Source organism: Vicinamibacterales bacterium, from assembly GCA_035699745.1.
In the GTDB taxonomy this organism is placed as follows: domain Bacteria; phylum Acidobacteriota; class Vicinamibacteria; order Vicinamibacterales; family 2-12-FULL-66-21; genus JAICSD01.
This window is the reverse complement of the sequence record DASSPH010000017.1, coordinates 62,409-78,361: the sequence shown is the minus strand read 5'-3', so window position 1 is coordinate 78,361 and position 15,953 is coordinate 62,409. Positions and strand designations below refer to the sequence as shown.

General features: G+C 68.6%; 14 protein-coding genes. All 14 read left to right on the top strand.

Annotation, left to right across the window (positions count from 1 at the left end; translation table 11 throughout):
* On the top strand, positions 1-521 hold a 521-nt coding region (locus tag VFK57_03280; protein ID HET7694704.1), incomplete at its 5' end, for a class IV adenylate cyclase.
* Between the two features lie 122 nt (positions 522-643).
* The gene (locus VFK57_03275) at positions 644-1,594 is read left to right on the top strand and encodes an NDP-sugar synthase (GenBank protein ID HET7694703.1); all 951 of its coding nucleotides are present in this window, start codon (positions 644-646) and stop codon (positions 1,592-1,594) included.
* A gap of 5 nt (positions 1,595-1,599) precedes the next feature.
* Positions 1,600-2,616, top strand: a complete 1,017-nt coding sequence (locus VFK57_03270; GenBank protein ID HET7694702.1) for a phosphotransferase — start codon at positions 1,600-1,602, stop codon at positions 2,614-2,616.
* 65 nt (positions 2,617-2,681) lie between these two features.
* Positions 2,682-3,515 (top strand): sugar phosphate isomerase/epimerase family protein, encoded by an 834-nt coding sequence (locus tag VFK57_03265; protein ID HET7694701.1) that lies wholly within the window; start codon positions 2,682-2,684, stop codon positions 3,513-3,515.
* 28 nt (positions 3,516-3,543) lie between these two features.
* Entirely contained in the window at positions 3,544-4,842 is a 1,299-nt protein-coding gene (asnS, locus tag VFK57_03260) for an asparagine--tRNA ligase (GenBank protein HET7694700.1), read from the top strand.
* Positions 4,839-6,260: a 30S ribosomal protein S12 methylthiotransferase RimO gene (gene rimO / locus VFK57_03255; GenBank protein ID HET7694699.1), complete on the top strand. Its 1,422-nt coding sequence runs from the start codon at positions 4,839-4,841 to the stop codon at positions 6,258-6,260. Before asnS ends, rimO begins: the two co-directional genes overlap by 4 nt.
* Before the next feature lie 82 nt (positions 6,261-6,342).
* Positions 6,343-6,864, top strand: a complete 522-nt coding sequence (rimP, locus tag VFK57_03250; protein ID HET7694698.1) for a ribosome maturation factor RimP — start codon at positions 6,343-6,345, stop codon at positions 6,862-6,864.
* Positions 6,865-6,935: 71 nt separating this feature from the next.
* A complete protein-coding gene (nusA, locus tag VFK57_03245) occupies positions 6,936-8,153 on the top strand; it encodes a transcription termination factor NusA (GenBank protein ID HET7694697.1) in 1,218 nt (405 codons plus the stop codon).
* A 9-nt stretch (positions 8,154-8,162) separates the two neighbouring features.
* Entirely contained in the window at positions 8,163-10,964 is a 2,802-nt protein-coding gene (infB, locus tag VFK57_03240) for a translation initiation factor IF-2 (protein ID HET7694696.1), read from the top strand.
* 6 nt (positions 10,965-10,970) lie between these two features.
* Positions 10,971-11,333 carry a 30S ribosome-binding factor RbfA gene (gene rbfA / locus VFK57_03235; GenBank protein ID HET7694695.1) on the top strand — a complete coding sequence of 121 codons (363 nt, stop codon included), beginning with the start codon at positions 10,971-10,973 and terminating at the stop codon, positions 11,331-11,333.
* Positions 11,330-12,307, top strand: a complete 978-nt coding sequence (locus VFK57_03230) for a bifunctional oligoribonuclease/PAP phosphatase NrnA (GenBank protein ID HET7694694.1) — start codon at positions 11,330-11,332, stop codon at positions 12,305-12,307. The genes rbfA and VFK57_03230 overlap by 4 nt, the downstream gene beginning before the upstream one ends.
* Positions 12,308-12,316: 9 nt before the next feature.
* A complete protein-coding gene (truB, locus tag VFK57_03225; GenBank protein HET7694693.1) occupies positions 12,317-13,345 on the top strand; it encodes a tRNA pseudouridine(55) synthase TruB in 1,029 nt (342 codons plus the stop codon).
* An 88-nt stretch (positions 13,346-13,433) separates the two neighbouring features.
* Positions 13,434-13,703, top strand: coding sequence for a 30S ribosomal protein S15 (gene rpsO, locus VFK57_03220; protein ID HET7694692.1), 270 nt, complete (start codon positions 13,434-13,436; stop codon positions 13,701-13,703).
* 55 nt (positions 13,704-13,758) lie between these two features.
* A complete protein-coding gene (pnp, locus tag VFK57_03215; protein HET7694691.1) occupies positions 13,759-15,867 on the top strand; it encodes a polyribonucleotide nucleotidyltransferase in 2,109 nt (702 codons plus the stop codon).
* Positions 15,868-15,953 lie beyond the last annotated feature (86 nt).

Genomic DNA, 15,953 nt, shown 5'->3' with positions numbered 1-15,953 from the left:
ACACGGTCGAATCCGCCCGCGCCGCTGTTCTGGCGGCGGGGGCGACGCCCCTGCTTGGGCGGCGTCTGCAGGAGGACGCGCTGCTCGACACCGAGGACGAGTCGCTGCGGCGTCTCCGCTGCGTGCTCCGCATCCGCCTCGAGAACGGCAACAGCCGGATCACGTTCAAGGGACCGGTACAGCCGTCGGTCATGAAGGTGCGCGACGAGTTCGAAACGATCGTCGGCGACGGAGTCCTCCTGCTCCGCATCTTCGAGGAACTCGGGTTCCACGTCTGGTTCCGCTACGAGAAATACCGCGAGGAGTTCTGCCACGAGGAAGTGATCGTCGCCGTCGACGAGACGCCGGTCGGCATCTTCGTCGAGATTGAAGGAAGCGAGCAGGGCATCACCACCATGGCGACCCTGCTGGGCCGCCGTCCCGAGGACTACATCGTCGATTCTTATCGAGGTCTGTACCTGAAGTACCGGGACGAGGCAGGCATCAAGGGCCCGGACATGGTCTTCGACGCCACCGAGTAGTGCGCGGCGATTTCCCGAACGGGCCGGCGGGCACCGCGCGCGAGCCAGGCGAGCCGGCGACGCGGCGAGCGGGAGATCGTGCCGGGGCGTCCGACGGGCGAAGCCCCTCGGACGATCGCTAAATGCGCGCGCTCGTGCTCGCGGCCGGCCTCGGCACGCGACTCCAGCCGCTCACGCTGGTCCGCGCGAAAGCCGCGGCGCCGGTGGACGGCGAACCGCTCGTGTGCCGCACCATCCGCTGGCTCGTCTCGCACGGCATCACCGATCTCGTCGTCAACCTCCATCACAAGCCGGAGACGATCGCCGCGGCCGTCGGTGACGGCAGCGATCTCGGCGCGCGCGTGCGCTACTCGTGGGAGTCCCCGGTGCTCGGCTCGGCCGGCGGTCCGCGCCACGCGCTGCCGCTGCTGCTCGACGACGGCGGCTCGCCGACGCCGCGAACCGGCGAACGCGGAACGTGCGTGCTGGTCAACGGCGACACGCTCACCACCGTGGATCTCCCCGCGATGATCGACCAGCACCGCCGGTCCGGCGCCGACGTGACGATGGCCCTCATTCCGAATCCGCGCCCCGACAAGTACGGCGGCGTGGTGGTCGACGAGCGCGGCGCGGTCACCGGCTTCACGCGCCGCGGCGGCGGCGGACTGCATTTCGTCGGACCGCAGGTCATCGAAGCAGGCGCGTTCCTGCCGCTCGAAGACGGCGTCCCCTCGGAGACGGTGCTGGATCTGTATCCGAAGCTGATCGCGGCGCGCCGCGGGTCGGTGATGGGGTTCGTCAGCGACGCGACGTTTCACGACATCGGGACGCCGGCCGATCTGCTCGAGACCTCGCTGGCGCTGGCGGCGGCGGACGGCCGCGTCGACCGCCCCAGGTGGGGGCGCGGCGTGCGCGTTGCCGCGTCGGCGCGCGTCAGCCGGTCCGTCCTCTGGGACAACGTCACTGTCGAGGACGGCGCGGCCGTCGACGAATGCGTCGTCGCCGACAACGTCACGATCGCGGCGGGCGCGCGCTACCACCGGTCGGCGATCGTGCGGACGGGTGACACCCTGGTCGTACAACCGCTAGCATGAGCATGATGGACAAACGGCAGGCGGACGATACGCGGGACCGCATCCAGAGCTACCTCGATCGGAGCGGCCTCAGCGAGCAGAGCCCGAGAGTCGTGCCGCTCACGCCGGACGCGTCGGACCGCCGGTACTTCCGGATTCTCCTCCCCGGCCAGGCCTCGATCGTGCTGTCGCTGTACGCGGGGCCGTTCGACGTGACCAGCCTCTCGTTCGTCAACGTCGCGACGCTGATGGCGAAGATGCCGGTTCCCATCCCGGAAGTGCTCGGTCACGCCGGCGATCTCGGCGTTCTCGCGCTGCAGGATCTCGGCGACGTCACGCTGCAGGCGCATCTCGGTGCGGCGTCGCCGGAAGAGCACGCCGCGCTGTACCGGCAGGCGGTGGCGTTGATCGCGACGCTGCAGAGGCGCGGGGCGCAGCTCGCCTCGCCCGACTACCTGCCCTACGGCATCTCGTTCGACGTCGAGAAGCTCACGTGGGAGCTCGACTTCTTCACCAAACACTTCCTCGAAGCCTATCGCGGCGTGACCCTGGACGATCGCGAGCGCGCCGCGCTGCGCGAAGAGTTCGCGGTGGTGGTCGAGGAGCTCGCCGCCGAACCGCGCGTGCTGTGTCACCGCGACTATCACAGCCGCAACCTGATGCTCCGGGACGGGCAGCTCTACATCATCGACTTCCAGGACGCGCGAATGGGGCCCGACACCTACGACCTCGTCTCGCTGCTGCGCGACTCCTACGTCGACCTGCCCGAGCAGACCGTCAGCGACCTGATCGCGTACTTCCTCGCGCTCAAGGGCATTCCCGGCGAGGATCTCGACTTCCGGCGCCGCTTCGACTTGATGGCGCTGCAGCGCAACCTGAAAGCGCTGGGCACGTTCGGCTACCAGACGACGGCGCGGCGCAATCCGGTCTACATCCAGTACATTCCGCGCACCCTGCGCTACGTCCGCGACAACCTCGAGGATCAGCCCCGCTTCGATCGCCTGCGCGATCTGCTGGCGACCTACGTCGAGGAGTTCCGGTAGATCCACGGCGAGGCCCCTCGGGGCGGGCGGCGAGCATCCGTTGTACAATCGATGGTTTCCGCCCCATGCGATTCGGCATTTCGACGCACTTGTTTCACGACCAGCGGCTGAGCCGGGAACACCTGGAGCAGATTGCGGCGCACGGATTCGAAGCGGTCGAAGTGTTCGCCACCCGCAGCCACTTCGATTACCACGATCGCGCGGCGATCGCCCGGCTCGCGGAGTGGCTCAGGGAGACCGGCCTGGCGCTGCACGGCATCCACGCGCCGATCGTGCAGAGCATGAACGGCGGCGACCAGTGGGGCGAGGCGATTTCCAACGCCGTCGGCGACAACGGCCGGCGGCAGGCGGCGGTCCGTGAAGCGGAAGCGGCGCTGAACGTGGCGCGCGCGATCCCGGCGGAGGTCTTCGTCGTGCACCTCGGCACGCCGACCGTGCAGGGAGGCGAGAACATCCGCGCCGCGGCGTTCCGCAGCGTCGAGGAGATCTGCCGCGCCGCCGAGCCAATCGGCATCCGCGTCGCCCTGGAAGTCATCCCCAATCCGCTGTCGGACGCGGCATCCCTGGTGACGCTGCTGGAGCGCGACCTCGAGTTCCCGCGCACCGGCATCTGCCTGGACTTCGGACACGCCTTCCTCATGGGGGACGTCGCCGACGCCATCGAAGCGGTCGCCGAGCACCTGATCACCACCCACGTGCACGACAACAAGGGGAAGCAGGACGAGCACCTGGTGCCGTTCGCCGGCCGGATCAACTGGGACGTGGCGTTGATGACGATGCAGAAGGTCGGGTACGACGGCACCTATCTGATGGAGCTGGCGAATACCGGCTCCCCCGCGGAGGTGCTGCACCAGGCGCAGGCGGCGCGGAAGCGATTCGAACGCCTGCTGACGTTCTGACGCGGCCGCGGACCGAAGAAAGAGACAGATGGCAGAGACGATCTACATCGAGGACATCGCCGGGCACGTCGGCACACCGGTCCGCCTGCGCGGCTGGCTGCACAACCGGCGCTCGAGCGGCAAGATCCACTTCCTGACGCTGCGCGACGGCTCCGGCTTCATCCAGTGCGTGATGTCGAAGCAGGCGGTCGGCGACGAGATGTTCAAGACCGCCGATCACCTGGCGCAGGAGAGCGCGATCATCGTCGAAGGCGCGGCGCGGGAAGACACACGCGCGCCGGGCGGATTCGAGGTGGACGTCACGCGCCTCGAGGTCGTCTCGGAAGCGAAGGACTTCCCGATCACGCCGAAGGAGCACGGCGTCGATTACCTGATGGATCGCCGCCACCTGTGGATCCGCTCGCAGCGGCAGCAGGCGATCCTCCGCGTGCGGCACGAGATCATCAACGCCGTCCGCGACTTCTTCAACAGCCGCGGCTTCATCCTCGCCGACACGCCGATCTTCACCCCGGCGGCCTGCGAGGGAACGACGACCCTGTTCCCGGTTCAGTACTTCGAGGACACCACCGCCTACCTGACGCAGAGCGGCCAGCTGTACAACGAGGCCAACGCGATGGCGCTCGGCCGCGTCTACGCGTTCGGGCCGACCTTCCGCGCGGAGAAATCGAAGACGCGCCGGCATCTCACCGAGTTCTGGATGGTCGAGCCGGAGATGGCCTACGCGACGCTCGACGACGTGATGGAGCTCGCGGAGGGCCTCGTGGTCTACGTCGTCGGCCGCGCCCTCGACAGGCGGAGGCGCGAGCTGCAGGTCCTGGAGCGCGACACGACCAGGCTCGAGCGCGTGCAGCCGCCGTTCCCGCGCATCTCCTACGACGAGGCAACCGGGATCCTGAAGAAGAAGGGGCTGCCGTTCGAGTGGGGCGGCGACTTCGGCGCGCCGGACGAGACCGCGCTGTCCGAGGAGTTCGACCGGCCGATCATGGTTCACCGGTATCCGGCGGCGGTGAAGGCGTTCTACATGAAGCCGGATCCCGTGCGGCCCGAGCTCGCGCTCGGCGTCGACGTGCTGGCCCCCGAAGGCTACGGCGAGATCATCGGCGGCGGCGAGCGCGCGACCGACTATGACTTCCTCGTCGAGCAGATCAAGAAGCACAACCTGCCGCAGGACGCGTTCGAATGGTACCTGGACCTGCGCCGCTACGGCACGGTGCCGCACGGCGGCTTCGGCATGGGCATCGAGCGGGTGGTGAGCTGGATCTGCGGGCTGGAGCATCTGAGAGAAGCCATTCCCTACCCGCGCATGCTCTACCGGATGTACCCGTGAAAGTCGGCTTCGTCTCCCTCGGCTGCCCCAAGAATCTCGTCGACGGCGAAGTGATGCTGGGCTACGCCCAGCAGGCCGGCCACGAGATCACCCCCGACGCCGGCGATGCGGACGTCATCGTCGTCAACACCTGCGCGTTCATCGACAACGCGAAACAGGAGTCGATCGACGCGATCCTCGAGATGGCGCAGCAGAAGCGCGACGGCAAGTGCTCGCGCCTCGTGGTCACCGGCTGCCTCGCCGAGCGGTATCGCGACGAGCTGCGCAGGGAGATTCCCGAGATCGACGCGGTGCTGGGCACCGGCGAGGTGCCGGGCATTGTCGAGGCGCTGAGTCCGGCGTCCGGCGAGCGATATCCGATATCCGATGTGTCCGACGTCAGGACCTCGGATGTCCGGCCACTGACGTTCCACAAGAAGCGCCTCGGACATCGGACATCGGATACCGGTCATCGAAGCGAGCTGCCCAGCTATCTCTACGATGCCGAGACCCCGCGCGTCATCACGACTCCACGCCACTTCGCCTACGTGAAGGTCGCCGAGGGCTGCGATTACACCTGCGCCTTCTGCATCATCCCGACGCTGCGCGGCGAGTATCGGAGCCGCACGCGCGAGTCGATCGTCGCCGAGGCGCGCGCGCTGGCGGCGCGCGGTGTGAAGGAGCTGCTGCTCATCTCGCAGGACACGACGTTCTACGGCATCGATCGCCAGGAGCGCGGCGCGCTCGCCCGGCTGCTGCGCGAATTGAACGCGGTGGACGGCCTCGAGTGGATCCGCCTGCTCTATCTCTATCCCACCACCATCACCGATGACGTACTCGCGGCGATGGCGGACTGCGACAAGGTGTGCCGCTACGTGGACCTGCCGCTGCAGCATGCATCCGCGGACGTGCTCAAGCGGATGCGGCGCCCGGGCAACCGTCGGACCTACGACAGGCTGCTGGCGCGCATCCGTGAACGCGTCCCCGGCGTCACGCTGCGTACCACCTTCATCGTCGGTTTCCCCGGCGAAACGGACGCCGAGCTGGCCGAGCTCGAAGGGTTCGTCCGCGACACCGAGTTCGACCACATCGGCGTGTTCACCTACTCGCACGAAGAGGGCACGCGCGCTCACGCCCTGCGCGACGACGTGCCGGCGGCGGCGAAGCGCAGGCGGCGTGAGCGCATCATGAAGCTGCAGCAGGCGATCGTCGAGCGGCGGCAGCAGCAGCGGATCGGCACGGACGTGCGCGTGCTGGTCGACGGACCGTCTCCCGAACACGAGCTGGTGCTGCAGGGGCGGCTGGAGGGGCAGGCGCCGGACATCGATCCGGTCGTCTACCTGACCGACTGCGATCCCGCCGCGTTCACCGCGGGGCAGCTCATCCGCGCCCGGGTCGTCGGAGCGCAGGGCTACGATTTGGTTGCGACCGCCGGGTAATTCCGACGAGGCCCAATCCTGCTATACTGAGGGACGGTAGCTGCGGGGTTGGGGGTGAGAGTGGGCCGGTTGCCCACTTTTTGTGTTTCAGGGGCGAATTACGCCGAAAGCTGAAGACATCACGCGGCTTCGGGACGCGGCCGAGCGCGTGGCGAAGGGGCACGGGCTCGAGGTCTTCGACCTGCAGCTCCGGCGCGAGCCGATCGGGATGGTGCTGCGCGTGGTGATCGATCGCCCCGACCCCGGCCGGGTCGAGGCGCCCGAGGAAAGCGTCGGCATCGCCGAGTGTCAGCGGGTCAGCCAGGATCTGAGCGCGCTGCTCGACGTGGAGGATGAGTTCGGCGAGCCGGGGTTGGGAGACGCCTACACCCTGGAGGTCTCGTCGCCGGGGCTGGACCGCCCGCTCCGGCACGCGGCGGACTATCGGCGGTTCGCCGGGCGGCTGGCGAAGATCGTGACCGTGGAACCGATCGAGCGCCAGAGCGCGTTCGCCGGCCGGATCACCGGCGTCGAGAACGGCGCAGTGATCCTCGCGGAAGGGAAGAAGACGCACCGGGTGCCGCTCGATCGCATCAAGCGGGCGAACCTGGACGTGGAGTTTTAGGGCTTCGAGCTTTGAGCGTTCAGCTCTCAGCACGCGCTGGGAGTCGAGAGCTGAAAGCTGAGAACTGATTTATGCAGAATCCGCTGTTGCAGCAGATCGACGCCATCGCCAAGGAAAAGGGCGTCGAGCCGGACATCATCATCACCGCGGTGCAGGACGCCCTCGAGGCGGCGGCGCGGAAGAAGTACAAGGGCGAGGAGCTCAAGGCCCGCTTCAACAGCGAGACCGGTGATTTCGATCTCTTCACCGTCAAGAAGATCGTCGCCGAGGTCACCGACCCGGCGACGCAGTTCTCCCTGCACGACGCGCAGCAGATGTACGGCGACGAGGCCGAGGTCGACATGGAAGTCGAGTTCCCGCGCGACAAGGGGGAGCTCGGACGGATCGCCGCGCAGACGGCCAAGCAGGTCATCTTCCAGAAGGTCCGCGAAGCGGAGCGTGAGAACGTCTACGCCGAATACAGCAACCGCGTTGGCGAAGTGGTGAGCGGCGTCGTCAAACGGTTCGAGAACGGCGACATCATCATGGAGCTGGGCCGCATCGAGGCGCAGCTGCCGCGCAAGGAGCAGTCGCGGGCCGAGAACTACGCCGTCGGCGACCGCGTCCGCGCGGTGATTCGCGGCGTGAACCGCAGCGCCAAGGGGCCGCAGATCGTCCTGTCGCGCACCGATCCGGCGCTGCTCATCAAGCTGTTCGAGCAGGAAGTGCCGGAGATCTACGACGGCACCGTCATGATCCGCGGCGCCGTCCGCGAGGCGGGGGATCGCGCCAAGGTCGCCGTCTACTCGCGCGAGCGCGACGTCGATCCGGTCGGCGCCTGCGTCGGCATGAAGGGCACCCGGGTGCAGTCGATCATCCGCGAGCTGCGCGGCGAGAAGATCGACATCGTCGAATGGTCCGAGGACCCGGTGCTCTTCGTCACCAATGCGATCAGCCCGGCCAAGGTGCAGCGCGTCTCGATCGTGGACGACGCCGAGAAGGTGATGGAAGTCGTCGTCGAAGACAAGCAGCTGTCGCTCGCGATCGGCAAGAAGGGGCAGAACGTCCGGCTCGCCGCGAAGCTGACCGGCTGGAAGATCGACATCAAGAGCGAGGAAGAGAAGCGCCGCGAGGTCGAGGCGCAGTTCGGCGCGCTCGAGGCGAAGGCGGAAGCGGAGAGCGGCCAGCCGGCGCTCGACGCGGACGCGGGAAGCGACGCGCCGGAAGCGACCAGCGACGCGCCGGAAGCGGGAAGCGGAGAGCTGGACGCGAGTGGCGGACAGCCGGAAGCGGACAGCGAACAGCAATAGAGGTCTTTGTTGGCAACAGTTCGGATCTACAAAGTCGCGGAGCTGCTCAATCTCACCAGCCAGGAGGTCATGACCCTTCTCAAGAAGGAGCATGGCATCGAGGTGAAGAGCGCCTCGAGCACGATCGAAGAGGTCGTCGCGCGGGAGTTCGTCGGCAAGCAGGCGCGCCAGCGGAACATCAAGGTGCCGTCGAACGCGTCGTTCGCCGACACGCCCGGCCCGGCCACGCGCGGCGGCCTGAAGAAGCCGGGCGGGCGCGCCCCCGAGCCGGCCAAGCCGGCGGCCCCGCCGATGCCCGCGCCGCGTCTGGTGAAGACTGCGAAGCCCGCGGCGCCGCCCGCCGCGATCGAGACACCGGCGACACCTGCGCCCGTCACACCGGAGCCAATCCTGCCCGTCGAAATCCCGGAGCCCGTTCATGCGGAAACGCCGGCCCCTGCGCCACCCGAGCCGGACGTGCACGTTCCCGCGCCGGTGATCGAAGCTCCCCCGGCTGAAGCGCCCGCTGCGGCGCCTGCGGCCGCCGCGCCGGTGGAGCCGCCGCCGGCCCCCGTCGAGCCGCCGGTCGTCGAGGCCCCGGCGGCGAGTGCGCCACCACCGCCCGCGCCGCCGCGTCCCGTCGCGCCGCCTCCCGGGCGCATCGTGCCGCCGACGCTGCGGCTGCGCGTCGAGGATCCCAAGACCGGCGTCGCGCCGCCCGCGCCGCCGCGCCGTCCGCTGCTGGTGCGCCCGCCGCAGCCGACCACCCCGCCGCCCGCGGCGACGGGCAATCTGAGCAAGACGGCGCCGCCGCGTCCCGGCGGTCCGGCCGCGCCGCGTCCCGGCGGCCCTGTCGCGCGCCCCGGATCGTTTCCACGTCCGCAAGCGCCCATGGGCGGACCGCGTCCGCTCCCCTCGCAACCGGTGCGTCCGTCGCAGCCGCAGCGTCCGCAGGTGCCGGGCTATCGTCCGCCGCCGCCGCGGCCGTCGGGTCCGAGGCCTGCCGGGCCGCGCCGCGATCAACCGCGCATGCAGGCGCCGCCGACGACCGCGGCCGCGCCGCCGCCGGTGACGCGAACCATCACCCTGGCGGAAGGCATGACGGTCTCCGATCTGGCGGCGAAGCTCGACGTCAAGGCGAACGACGTCCTCAAGAAGCTGTTCCAGAAGGGGCTGATGATGCGCATCAACAGCACCCTCGACACGGACACGGCGTCGGCGGTCGCGCGCGAGTTCGGCGCGGAAGTCAAGATGCAGACGTTCGAGGAGGAGCTGCTGCAGGTCGAGGCCGAGGAGACCAGGCCCGAGGACCTCGTCACCCGCGCCCCGGTCGTCACCGTCATGGGTCACGTCGACCATGGCAAGACGACGCTGCTCGACGCGATCCGCGAGACCCGCGTGGCCGAGCGCGAAGCCGGCGGCATCACGCAGCACATCGGCGCCTACGCGGTGACGGTGGGCGATCGCAACGTGGTGTTCCTCGACACGCCGGGCCACGAAGCGTTCACCATGATGCGCGCCCGCGGCGCCCGCGTCACCGACGTCGTCGTGCTGGTGGTCGCCGCGGATGACGGGGTCATGCCGCAGACGCGTGAAGCCATCGATCACGCGAAGGCGGCGGGCGTGCCGATCGTCGTCGCGATCAACAAGATCGACAAGCCCAACGCCAACCCGGATCGCGTCAAGAAGGAGCTGTCGGACCTCGGGCTGGTGCCGGAGGACTGGGGCGGCCAGACCGTCACGGTGCCGGTCTCGGCGAAGAAGCGCGAGAACATTCCGGCGCTGCTCGAGATGATCCTGCTCGTCACCGAGCTGAGCGAGCTGAAGGCCAACCCGAAACGCAACGCCTCGGGCACGGTGCTCGAAGCGAAGCTGGACAAGGGGCGCGGCCCGGTTGCGACCGTGCTCGTCCAGGACGGCACGCTGCGGGTCGGCGACCAGATCATCGCCGGCACCATCGTCGGCAAGATCCGCGCGCTCATCGACGACCGCGGCAAGTCGATCAAGACCGCGCCGCCGGCCACGCCGGTCGAAGTGCTCGGTCTCGGCGGGCTGCCGGCGCCCGGCGATCTCTTCCAGGCGCTGGAGGACGCGGCCAAGGCGCGGCAGATCGCGCAGTACCGGCAGATGCAGGCGAAGGACAAGGCGCTCGGCTCGAAGGGCGCGCGCCTCACGCTCGAGTCGCTCCAGGCGCAGCTCGCCGAGGGCGGCATGAAGGAGCTGCCGATCATCGTCAAGGCGGACGTGCAGGGGTCGGCCGAAGTGCTGGCCGACACGCTGACCAAGCTGAGCGACGATCGGGTCAAGATCCGCATCATCCACGGCGGCGTCGGCGCGATCAACGAGTCCGACGTGCTGCTCGCGGCGGCGTCGAACGCCATCGTCATCGGCTTCAACGTGCGGCCGGATCGCAACGCCGCCGACGTCGCCGATCGCGACAAGGTCGACATCCGCCTGCACTCGGTCATCTACAACGTCGTCGACGAGATGAAGAAGGCGATGACCGGCCTGCTCGAGCCGACGCTGAAGGAAGTGCGCATCGGCAGCGCCGAAGTACGCGAGACCTTCAAGACGCCGAAGTTCGGCACCATCGCCGGCTGCATGGTCACCGAGGGACGCATCACCCGCTCGGGCGACACGCAGGCGCGCCTGCTCCGCGACAACGTCGTGATCCACGAAGGGAAGATCGGCTCGCTGCGCCGCTTCAAGGACGACGTCTCGGAGGTCAAGGCCGGGTTCGAGTGCGGCATCGGCTTCGAGAAGTACAACGACATCAAGGTCGGCGACGTCATCGAGGCGTTCGTGGTCGAGCGGGTTGCGGCGACGGCCTAGGAGTGCATGGGAAATCGTCCCGAGCGGGTGGGAGAAGCGATCCGCGACGAGCTGTCGACGCTGCTCGCGCGCGAGGTCCACGATCCCGGCGTCGGCTTCATCACCCTGACCAGGGTGAAGGTCTCGCCCGATCTGCAGCTCGCCCGCGTCTACTACACGTCGATGGGGGACGAGACGGCGCGCCGCGAGACGGCGCGGGCGCTCGGTCGCGCCACGCCGTTCCTCCGCCGCCAGGTGGCGCAGCGGCTGCGGCTGCGCCGCGCCCCCGAGCTGCAGTTCTTCTACGATGAGTCGGTCGCGCATCAGGACCGCATCGAGCAGATCCTGCAGGAACTGAAGGCCGACAAGGACTCACGCGGCGAGGAATGACACCCAAGCATGCCATCCGTGACGCGATTCTCGCGCGGCAGCGGTTCCTGATTTCTTCCCACGCCCGGCCCGACGGCGATTCGATCGGCTCCCAGCTGGCGATGGCCTACGCGCTCGACGCCCTCGGCAAGGACGTCCGCCTGGTCAACGCCGACCCGGCGCCGCTGCACTACATGGAATTCCCCGGACTGGAGCGCATCGAGATCGCGCGCGCCTTCCCGCAGACCGACGTCGACGCGGTGATCGTCATGGAGTCGGGCGACCTGCGGCGCACCGGCGTCGACGGGCTCGAGGGGCGCTTCACCATCAACATCGATCATCACCAGGGCAACACGTTCTACGGCAGCCTCAACTGGGTCGACGAGTCCGCCGCCGCGTGCGGCGAGATGGTGTTCGATCTCATCGAGGCCCTGGGCGTGCCGCTGACGATCGAGATCGCGACGCACGTCTACCTGGCAATCCTCACCGACACCGGGTCGTTCCACTATTCGAACATCACGCCGAAGACGTTCGACATCTGCGCCAGCCTGGTGAGCGCGGGGGTGAATCCCGCCGCGATGGCGCGCCGGGTGTTCGACCAGAACAGCTTCGGCAAGCTGCGTCTGATCGGCGCGCTGCTGGCGCAGATGGAGCTGCTCGCCGGCGGCCGGCTCGCCGTCATGCACCTGGACGACGGCCTCATGAACGCGACCGGGACGACGTACAACGACACCGAGGGGCTGATCAACCTGCCGCTGACCGCGCGGGAGATCCAGGCGGTGGTGTTCTTCAAGCTCGGCGCCGACGGCGACATCCACGTCAGCATGCGGTCGAAGTACGACGTCGACGTCCGCGTCATCGCCGCGCGCCACGGCGGCGGCGGCCACAAGAACGCCGCGGGGTTCAAGGTCAAGGGGCCGCTGAGCGCGGTGCGCGACGGAATCCTGCAGGAGCTGGATGCGGCGATCGCGCAGGGCGCGCACACCCGCCGGTGATGCTGTCCGGTGTCCCCACCCGAACTGACGGGCGCCCTGCTCGTCGACAAGCCGTCCGGACCGACCTCGCATGACGTCGTGGCGTTCGCCCGGCGGCTGCTGAAGACGTCGCGGATCGGCCACACCGGAACGCTGGATCCGCTCGCGACCGGACTGCTCGTCCTGCTGGTCGGCCCCGCCACACGCCTCGCGCGCTTCCTGAACACGGACGACAAGGAGTACGTCGCCGACGTCCGCCTCGGGATCGCCACGCGGACCTACGATGCCGCGGCGCTGGACGAGACGGCGGTCCGCTGTGCGATGCCTGCTGGCGGATGGCCGGCGGCCATCGAGCTCGACCGGGCGCTCGATCGGTTTCGCGGCTCGTTCCTGCAGACACCGCCGCCGTATTCGGCAAAGAAGATCGCGGGCGTCGCCGCGTACGACAAGGCGCGCCGGAACGAAGCGGTGGACCTTCAGCCGGTGCCCGTCACCGTCCGGGAGCTTCAGGTTCTGCCGGCAGCGGACAGTGACTCTGGACCCGCAGGCCCCGGAGCCGGCGGCCTCGTCCGCCTGCGGGTCGTCGCCTCCGCCGGCTTCTACGTCCGCTCGCTGGCGCACGACCTCGGCCGGGCGTTGGGGTGCGGCGCGCACCTGGAGGCGCTGCGGCGGACGCGGGCGGGACGGTTCCGCGTCGAGGACGCCGCGACGCTGGACGCGCTCCAGGCGGCGGGTCCCGCGGCCGCGCGGCTGGTGCCGGTGAGCTCGCTGCTGGCGCACCTGCCGGCGGTCGCGCCGACGGCCGAAGGGCTGCGCCGCGCCGCGCACGGCAATTCCCTGAGCCCGGCGCACCTGGAAAAAGGGGACTGTCCCCATTTCCCGGTGCCCGGCGCAGGGTTTGGCGCGGAAACGGCCGATTTTCCGCCGACGCGCCCCGAGTATTCCGCGGAAACGGGGACAGTCCCCTTTTTCCGGGTGCTCGACGCGGCCGGGGACGTCGTCGCGGTGGCGGAACGCCGCGCCGACGGGCTTTTGCATCCGCTGGTCGTACTAAGGTAAAATACTGAACCGTTTAGAAATAACGGACAACGGCGGCCCGGGGCGGTGCATGTCGCGCCGGCGGTCTGGGCCGTGCGTGGAAGGCACCATCGTGTTCAGCAAGGAACGCAAAACCGAAGTCATCAGCACGTACAAAACCCACGACGGCGACACCGGGTCCCCCGAAGTGCAGGTCGCGCTCCTCAGCGAGCGCATCAGCTATCTCACGGAGCACTTCAAGAATCACGCGAAGGATCACCACTCCCGCCGCGGCCTCCTCAAACTGGTCGGCCAGCGCCGGAGCCTTCTCGATTACCTGAAGCGCAAGGACTCGGATCGGTACGCGGATCTCATCAAGCGGCTCGGCATCCGCAAGTAGCCCGCCCGAACGCACTCACTGGAAGCTGGCGCAGCTCATTTCGAAAGACAGGCACATGCAGACACGCGACATCTCCGTCGGTGGTCGAACGATCTCCCTTGAAACCGGCCGTATGGCCAAACAGGCGGACGGCGCCGTCCTCGTCCGTTCGGGCGATGCCGTGGTCCTCGTCACCGCCTGCGCGGCGGCGACGCCGCGCGAAGGCATCGATTTCCTCCCCCTCACCGTCGACTACAAGGAAAACACCTACGCCTCGGGGCGGATTCCCGGCGGCTTCTTCAAACGCGAAGGCAAGCCGAGCGAAAAGGAAGTGCTCACCAGCCGCCTGATCGACCGGCCGATCCGGCCGCTCTTCCCCGCCACCTGGCGCACCGAGACGCAGATCATCGCGCTGGTGCTCTCGGCCGACGCACAGAACGACACCGACGTGCTCGCGATCACCGGCGCCTCCGCCGCACTGGCGCTCTCGACGATCCCCCTGCAGAAGACGATCGCCGGCGTGCGCGTCGGGCAGGTGGACGGCCAGTTCGTGATCAACCCCACCTTCGAGCAGCGCAAGGTCAGCCAGCTCGATCTCATCGTCGCCGGCAGCGCCGACGGCATCGTGATGGTGGAAGCGGGGGCGAAGGAAGTCTCCGAGAAGGACATGGTCGCGGCGCTCGAGACCGCGCACAACGCGATCAAGCAGATCATCGCCGGCATCGAGGCGCTCGCCGGGCAGGCCGGCAAGCCGAAAGCGGCGGTCGCCGCCAGGGACATCGACGACGGATTCCGCCGCGACGTCCACGGCAGGGTCTATGACAAGCTCGCCGCGGCGATGCGGATCCAGGACAAGCTCGAGAACTACGGCACCGTCGACCGCGTGCTCGACGAGCTCGTCTCCGGCTACGACGAGGACGACGACGAGGCGCGCGCCAACGCCAAGGCGGTGTTCAAGGACCTGAAGGAACAGGTCATGCGCGACGAGGCGCTCGAGCGCGGCAAGCGGCTCGACGGCCGCAAGTTCGACGAGATCCGTCCGATCACCATCGAGGTCGGCGTGCTGCCGCGGACCCACGGCTCGGCGCTGTTCACGCGCGGCGAGACGCAGGCGCTCGTCACCGCCACGCTCGGCACCGCCGACGACCAGCAGAAGATCGAGACCATGGACGGCGAGGTGTGGAAGCGCTTCATGCTCCACTACAATTTCCCGCCGTTCTCCGTCGGCGAGGTCGGCCGCTTCACCGGGCCCGGCCGCCGCGAGATCGGCCACGGCGCCCTCGCCGAGCGCGCCCTCACGCCGATGCTCCCCGCGGAGGAGAAGTTCCCCTACACCATCCGCATCGTCTCCGACATCCTCGAGTCGAACGGATCGTCGTCCATGGCGTCGGTGTGCGGCGGATCGCTGGCGATGATGGATGCCGGGGTGCCGCTGAAGAAGCCGGTCGCCGGCGTCGCGATGGGCCTCATCATGGACGAGTCCACCGGCAAGTACGCCGTGCTCACCGACATCGCCGGCGCCGAGGATCACTACGGGGACATGGACTTCAAGGTCACCGGCACCGCCGACGGCATCACCGCGCTGCAGATGGATATCAAGGTCGCGGGCATTACCGCCGAGATCATGACCAAGGCGCTCGATCAGGCGCGGGCCGGACGGCTGTACATCCTCGACAAGATGCAGCAGACGCTCGGCGCGTCGCGCTCGGACGTCTCGGCGCACGCGCCGCGGATCGTCACCATCAAGATCCCGGTGGACAAGATCCGCGACGTCATCGGCCCGGGCGGCAAGATGATCCGCAGCATCATCGAGCGCACCGGCGTGAAAATCGACGTCGAGGACAACGGCACGGTGAACGTCGCCTCGGCGGACGAGGCCTCGGCGGCCAAGGCGATCGGCATCATCCAGGAGCTGACCGCGACGCCGGAGCTGAACAAGACGTACATGGGGAAGGTGCAGCGGATTACGGATTTCGGCGCCTTCATCGAGATCATGCCGGGACTCGACGGCCTGCTGCACGTCTCGGAGATCGCGCACCATCGCGTCAAGGACGTGCGCGACGAGCTGAAAGAGGGGGATCAGGTGATGGTCAAGGTGATCAACATCGATCCCTCCGGCAAGATTCGGCTCAGCCGGAAGGCGCTGCTCCCCGTCCCCGCCGCCGAACCGGCGCGGCGGGAATAGCGGAGGCGGCCTCCCCGGCGACAGCCACAGCGGGGCGGCCAGCCGTTTGGCCGGCCGTTCCGTCTAATACCTTGGGAGGCACCAAG

Excerpts from the sequence above, each read along its gene's own strand:
- VFK57_03275 (HET7694703.1), top strand. The coding sequence starts at position 644 with ATGCGCGCGCTCGTGCTCGCGGCCGGCCTCGGCACGCGACTCCAGCCG.
- VFK57_03265 (HET7694701.1), top strand. The coding sequence starts at position 2,682 with ATGCGATTCGGCATTTCGACGCACTTGTTTCACGACCAGCGGCTGAGC.
- pnp (HET7694691.1), top strand. The coding sequence starts at position 13,759 with ATGCAGACACGCGACATCTCCGTCGGTGGTCGAACGATCTCCCTTGAA.
- nusA (HET7694697.1), top strand. The coding sequence starts at position 6,936 with ATGCAGAATCCGCTGTTGCAGCAGATCGACGCCATCGCCAAGGAAAAG.
- VFK57_03270 (HET7694702.1), top strand. The coding sequence starts at position 1,600 with ATGGACAAACGGCAGGCGGACGATACGCGGGACCGCATCCAGAGCTAC.
- VFK57_03230 (HET7694694.1), top strand. The coding sequence starts at position 11,330 with ATGACACCCAAGCATGCCATCCGTGACGCGATTCTCGCGCGGCAGCGG.
- rbfA (HET7694695.1), top strand. The coding sequence starts at position 10,971 with ATGGGAAATCGTCCCGAGCGGGTGGGAGAAGCGATCCGCGACGAGCTG.
- asnS (HET7694700.1), top strand. The coding sequence starts at position 3,544 with ATGGCAGAGACGATCTACATCGAGGACATCGCCGGGCACGTCGGCACA.